The 6,211-nt window shown below is 67.0% G+C and carries 5 protein-coding genes; 4 read left to right on the top strand and 1 reads right to left on the bottom strand.

Translation table 11 applies throughout. The features are described 5' to 3' along the window. On the top strand, positions 1 to 1,503 hold a 1,503-nt coding region (locus ACJH6J_RS04455), incomplete at its 5' end, for a DUF222 domain-containing protein (RefSeq protein WP_406803558.1). A 107-nt stretch (positions 1,504 to 1,610) separates the two neighbouring features. On the opposite strand, the gene dctA is transcribed toward ACJH6J_RS04455, so the two are convergent. Then, a complete protein-coding gene (gene dctA, locus ACJH6J_RS04450; protein ID WP_406801410.1) occupies positions 1,611 to 3,005 on the bottom strand; it encodes a C4-dicarboxylate transporter DctA in 1,395 nt (464 codons plus the stop codon). 98 nt (positions 3,006 to 3,103) lie between these two features. On the opposite strand from dctA, the gene ACJH6J_RS04445 reads away from it, so the two are divergent. The 3 genes from ACJH6J_RS04445 to mtrB all read left to right on the top strand — a co-directional run bounded on the left by ACJH6J_RS04445 (position 3,104) and on the right by mtrB (position 6,203). Then, positions 3,104 to 3,733 (top strand): dTMP kinase, encoded by a 630-nt coding sequence (locus ACJH6J_RS04445; protein ID WP_406801411.1) that lies wholly within the window; start codon positions 3,104 to 3,106, stop codon positions 3,731 to 3,733. Positions 3,734 to 3,820: 87 nt separating this feature from the next. After that, positions 3,821 to 4,507, top strand: a complete 687-nt coding sequence (gene mtrA / locus ACJH6J_RS04440) for a two-component system response regulator MtrA (protein WP_020102929.1) — start codon at positions 3,821 to 3,823, stop codon at positions 4,505 to 4,507. Between the two features lie 43 nt (positions 4,508 to 4,550). Continuing rightward, positions 4,551 to 6,203 carry an MtrAB system histidine kinase MtrB gene (gene mtrB / locus ACJH6J_RS04435; RefSeq protein ID WP_029105562.1) on the top strand — a complete coding sequence of 551 codons (1,653 nt, stop codon included), beginning with the start codon at positions 4,551 to 4,553 and terminating at the stop codon, positions 6,201 to 6,203. Positions 6,204 to 6,211: the final 8 nt, after the last annotated feature.

Below are 6,211 nucleotides of genomic sequence, written 5' to 3'. Positions count from 1 at the left end.
GCGCTGTCGGAGTGGGCGGGGTTGTCGCGCAAGAAGATTGAACGCAAGATCGACGGTTGGGTGCAGAAGTTCGACCCGGCCGCTGTTTTGAAGGTGCGCTCGGCCGCGCGCCGGCGTGGGGTCGGGGTGGGTAAGCCCGATGATGAGACCGGGGTGGCGTCGATCTGGGGTGCGCTGTTGGCCACCGATGCCGAGTTGCTGGATCGGGTGCTGGACGAGATGGCCCGGCAGGTGTGTGAGGACGATCCGCGGACGTTCGGGCAGCGGCGTGCTGACGCGCTCGGGGTGTTGGCGGCCCGTGGGGATCGGCTCGCGTGCCAGTGCGGCAATCCCGATTGCCCGGCGGCTGGGCCGGATGCGCGGGCGGCGGCGGTGGTGATTCATGTGCTCACCGATCAGCTGCCGGTGCCGGTGGCGGATCCGCTGTTGCACGGGGATCCGGCCGCGCCTCAGACCCCGACTCCGGCGCGAGAACCGCATCCCGCACCACAACCGGATCCCGCGCCTGAGCCGGTCTTCACACCCGAGCCTGAGCCTGAGCCCGCGCCGGCGGATGACATGGCGCCGATGCCCGCGCCTGCGTCGGCGGCCGACTCGGGGTCTGCCGATGCCTCGACCCCTGCTGGGGACGAACGGGCCGGCGACAGCACGTCCACGCCAGTGCCGGCCAGCAGACCCGCGCATACACCTGCTCCGGCGGCTGAGTCGGCGTCCACCCCTGAAGCTCATGCGGCGCACCCGCCGGTCCCGACTTCCGCTCCGACTTCCACCAAGCCCCCGGCGCCGGTATGCACCCCGGTCGGTTATGTCCTCGGCGGCGGCGTGGTGCCCCCGGCGGTGCTCGCCGATCTGGTGGCCCGCGGTGCGAAGGTCCGCACCGTCGCCTCGGCCGCGGATCTGGATGAGGTGCCGCGGTACCGGCCCACGGCGGCGATGGATGAATTCGTCCGGGTGCGGGCCATGACGTGCATGTTCCCGGGCTGTGATCAGCCTGCCACCGCCTGCGATGTGGACCATACGATTGCGTGGCCGGTCGGGCCGACGCATCCGGGCAACCTGAGCCCGAAGTGCCGCAAACACCACCTGCTCAAAACGTTCTACGGCGGGCCGGATGGCTGGAGTGACCGTCAACAGCCTGACGGGACGATTGTGTGGACCGCACCCACCGGCCACACCTACATCAGCGTGCCGGAAAGTCGAATCCTGTTTCCTCGCACGGTCACCGACACCCCGCTGCCGAACCCACCGCCAGAGGACACCGATCTGGACGCCCCACCGGCTCCTGGCCGGGATGTGATGATGCCCATCCGGCGCCGCACCCGCGCCCAGAACCAGGCCCAGCAGATCGCCTACGAACGCGCCCTCAACCAAGCCGACATCGACGAGCGCGAAGCCGCACAAGAAGCCTTCGCCCGCCAGCGTAAAGAACGCCAAGAACGCGAAGCCGCAGAAACCGCGGCGGCCGAATCAGCAGAGCAACAAGACATCCCACCGCCACTCTGAGTGCGGCGTAATACCCCTGAAAAGGCATGACTTTCAGGGTATTCACGCGTGTCGCTCACGGATAGAGGGCTATTTCACCCCGATGGCGCCAGCCTGGCGCCTCACGATCAGTTGGACGTGGATGCAGTACGCCCGCCACCTCCAGCCGGATCCGCCATCGGGTCAGGCTCGTCGAGTGGTGGGACGTCTTGGCCGTCGAGGACCTTGCACAGACGGTCTTTGTCGAGCTGCCCCTCCCAATTGGCCACCACGAACGTCGCGACACAGTTGCCCAGCAAGTTCACCGAGACGCGCATCGAGTCCATGATGCGGTCGGCGCCCAGGAGCAGGGCCACCGCGGCGACCGGGATGGCGCCGTGGCCGATGGCGGCGACGGTCGCTGACAGCGCGAGGAATGAGGACCCGGGAACGCCGGCCATGCCCTTGGACGTCAGCATCAGTACCAGCACCGCGGTGATCTGCTCACCCAGGCTCAGGTTCACGCCCAATGCCTGGGCCAGGAACAGCACACAGATCGAGAGGTAGAGGGTCGCTCCGTCGAGATTGAACGAGTAGCCCGTCGGCACCACCAGACCCGTTGTGGTGCGTGAACATCCGGCATTGGTCAGCTTGGCCATGATGCGCGGCAGCACAACCTCGGTGGAAGCGGTGCCGAGCGCAAGGAACAGCTCGTCCTTGATGTACACGACGAACTTCCACAGGTTCACTCCCGCGAAGACCTTCGCAACGACCGCGAGCACCACGATGAACAAGACGGCGGCGAGGTAGCAAGCGCCGATCAGTTTGGCGAAACTGCTCAGGGAGCCGATGCCGTACTGGCCGATGATGTAGGCCATCGCCCCGAAGGCGCCGATGGGCGCCAGTCGCATCACCCAGCCGATGACCGTGAAGAACACGTGGCTCAGATGGTCGACGATCTCGAGGATGACGGGCGGGCCCTTCTCGCCGAACTTTGCCAACGCCAGCCCGAAGAGGACGGCGAAGAACAGGACCTGGAGCAGGTTGTTCTCAGTGAACGCCTTGAACACCGACTCGGGGATGATGTTCAGCAGAAAATCGACGGTGTGCGGCAGCTCTTTGTTCTGGGTCTTCTTCGCGATCGCGTCGGCCCCGGACGCCAGCGTGGCGGCGTCGACGTGGAAACCGGCCCCGGGTTTGACGATGTTGCCGACGACCAGCCCGAAGAGCAGCGCGAAGGTGGTCACCGCCTCGAAGTAGATCAACGCTTTCACGCCGATCCGGCCGACGGACTTGAGGTCGCCGACGTGCGCAATGCCCAGCACGACGGTGCAGAAGATGATCGGCGCGATCAGCATCTTGATCAGCTTGATGAAGCCGTCGGCGAGCGGCTTGAGGTCGGCGCCGACCTTGGGCTGCAGCCAGCCGACGAGGATGCCGGCGACGATCGCGACGAGCAGCTGCACGAAAAGCGACGTGTACCAAGGAGGCTTGTTCGCGAGCCGGATCATCTCGCTTTTGGGCGGTTGCATGGTGGTCGCCATCGCGCGAAAGTACTGATCGGGCGTCACCGCGCGATTTCTGCGATGTTTCTGTGACGTCGCGCATGAGATATATCGAATCCAGCAATTAGTCTCGCCACGTGCTGATCGCAATCGAAGGCGTCGATGGTGCGGGGAAGAACACGCTGACCCAGGGTCTGCGGGCGCAGTTCGAGGCCCGCGGGAAGTCGGTGACCACCGTGGCGTTCCCGCGCTACGGCCGCTCGGTCGAGGCGGATATCGCCGCCGAGGCGCTCCATGGCCGGCACGGCGACCTCGCCGATTCGGTGTACGCCATGGCGATGCTGTTCGCGCTCGACCGCGCGGGCGCCAAGGCCGAGATCGCCGCATTGAACGACGCGCACGATGTTGTGATCCTCGACCGCTACGTTGCGTCCAACGCCGCCTACAGCGCGGCCCGGCTGCATCAGGGGGCGGGCGGGGACGTCGTCGCCTGGGTGCGGGAGTTGGAGTTCGAGCGGTTGGCGCTGCCGGTGCCGGACTGGCAGCTCTATCTCAATGTGCCGACCGATCTCGCCGCAGAGCGGGCGGCACGCCGGGAAGCTCAGGACGCGACGCGAACCCGCGACGCCTACGAGCGCGACGGTGGCCTGCAGGGCCGCACGGCCGCGGTGTACACCGCGCTCGCGGCCGAAAACTGGGTCGGCCGTTGGGCTTTGGTCGCCCCGGACGTCGACCCGGGGGAGCTGGCCACAACGCTGCTGGGGTGATCTGGCCGCCTCGTCTACCAGCGAGTTGTCAGGTAAGAGGCAAAACACCCATCGGAGATCACAGCTTTATCGCGATCTGGTGACACCATGGACGCCATGAGGCAACGCATTCTGGTCGTCGACGACGACCCATCTCTGGCCGAGATGCTCACCATCGTGCTGCGGGGCGAAGGCTTCGACACCGCCGTCATCGGTGACGGCAGCCAGGCGCTGACCGCGGTCCGCGAGCTGCGCCCGGATCTGGTGCTGTTGGACCTCATGCTGCCCGGAATGAACGGCATCGACGTGTGCCGTGTGCTGCGCGCCGACTCTGGCGTGCCGATCGTCATGCTGACCGCCAAGACCGACACGGTCGACGTGGTGCTGGGCCTGGAGTCCGGTGCCGACGACTACGTCATGAAGCCCTTCAAACCGAAGGAGCTGGTGGCGCGGGTGCGTGCGCGGTTGCGCCGCAACGACGACGAACCGGCAGAGATGCTGTCCATCGCCGACGTCGACATCGACGTGCCGGCCCACAAGGTGACCCGCCAGGGTGAGCAGATTTCGCTGACTCCGCTGGAGTTCGACCTGCTCGTGGCCCTCGCCCGGAAGCCGCGCCAAGTCTTCACTCGTGACGTGCTGCTCGAACAGGTGTGGGGCTACCGCCACCCGGCAGACACCCGCCTGGTGAACGTCCACGTGCAGCGGCTGCGGGCCAAGGTCGAGAAGGACCCGGAGAACCCGCAGGTGGTGCTCACCGTTCGAGGAGTGGGATACAAGGCCGGACCGCCGTGATCGGACGGCTCGTCAAGCCCGAGCCTGAGACCGTAGGGCGCCGGTGATCTGGGGATCCCGACGGCGTATCCGTGGCGGTTTCGGCTCGGGCGCTTTCGTGCGCGGGCTGGGTGCTGTCGGCCGGGTGGTCGGCTATGCCTGGCGCCGCTCGCTACAACTGCGTGTGGTGTCCCTGACGCTGGGGTTGTCCCTTGCCGTCATCCTGGTGCTGGGTTTCGTGCTGACCAGCCAGATCACCGACCGCATCCTCGAAGCCAAGGTCCGTGCCGGCACCGAAGAGGTCGAGCACGCCCGCACGACGGTGAGCGGCATCGTCGGCGGCGAGGAGACGCGCTCGCTGAACAGCAGCCTGCAGCTGGCGCGCAACACGCTCATCGACCGCAAGGTCGATTCGGGCTCGCGGCTGGCCGGTGCGTTCGACGCGGTGCTGGTGGTACCGGGTGACGGTCCGCGCGCGGCCACGTCGGCCGGGCCGGTGGGCGAGATTCCGAACTCGTTGCGCGACTTCGTCAAAGCGGGCCAGGTCAGCTACCAGTACGCGACCGTCCACACCGATGGCTTCTCCGGTCCCGCGCTGATCGTCGGCAGCCCGACGTCGTCGCAGGTCACCAACCTCGAGCTGTACCTGATCTTTCCGCTGAGCAACGAAGAGAGCACCATCGCGCTGGTGCGCGGCACCATGGCCACCGGTGGCATCGTGCTGCTGGGTCTGCTCGCGGCTATCGCGCTGCTGGTGGCCCGGCAGATCGTGCTGCCGGTGCGGTCGGCGTCGCGCATCGCCGAGCGGTTCGCCGAGGGACACCTCACCGAGCGCATGCCGGTACGCGGTGAGGACGACATGGCGCGCCTGGCGGTGTCGTTCAACGACATGGCCGAGAGCCTGCACAAGCAGATCACCCAGCTCGAAGAGTTCGGAAACCTGCAGCGCCGCTTCACCTCTGACGTCAGCCACGAGCTGCGGACGCCGCTGACGACGGTCCGCATGGCCGCGGACCTCATCTACGACCACAGCGAGGAACTCGACCCGGCGCTGCGGCGCTCGACGGAGTTGATGGTCAACGAACTCGACCGCTTCGAGACACTGCTGGCCGACCTGCTCGAAATCTCCCGGCACGACGCCGGTGTGGCCGAGCTGTCGGTGGAATCGGTCGACCTGCGCGACACCGTGCAGAGCGCACTCGACAACGTCGGCCACCTGGCCGACGACGCAAACATCAAACTCGCCGTGCATCTTCCGGACGAGGCCGTCATCGCCGAGGTGGATCCGCGCCGCGTCGAGCGGATCCTGCGCAACCTCATCGCCAACGCGATCGACCATGCGGAGAAGAAGCCCGTTCAGATCAAGATGGCCGCCGATGTGGATACCGTGGCAGTGACGGTCCGCGATTTCGGCGTGGGTCTGCGACCGGGCGAGGAGAAGATGGTGTTCAGCCGGTTCTGGCGCTCTGACCCCTCGCGGGTGCGGCGCTCCGGCGGCACCGGCCTCGGCCTGGCCATCAGCATCGAGGATGCCCGCCTGCACCAGGGTCGGCTGGAGGCCTGGGGCGAACCCGGCCACGGCGCCTGCTTCCGGCTCACGCTGCCGCTGGTGCGCGGTCACAAGGTGACCACCAGCCCGCTGCCCCTCAAACCCACTGGGCCCAAATCGGTTACGGCTCTCTCGTCCGGGGAACTGCCCGCGGGGGACGCATCGTGAAAGGGGCA

The sequence above is a fragment of the Mycobacterium sp. SMC-18 genome (assembly GCF_045310895.1).
GTDB lineage: Bacteria > Actinomycetota > Actinomycetes > Mycobacteriales > Mycobacteriaceae > Mycobacterium.
Note: the sequence above shows the minus strand (reverse complement) of the source record. Positions and strands in the feature narration are given on the sequence as shown.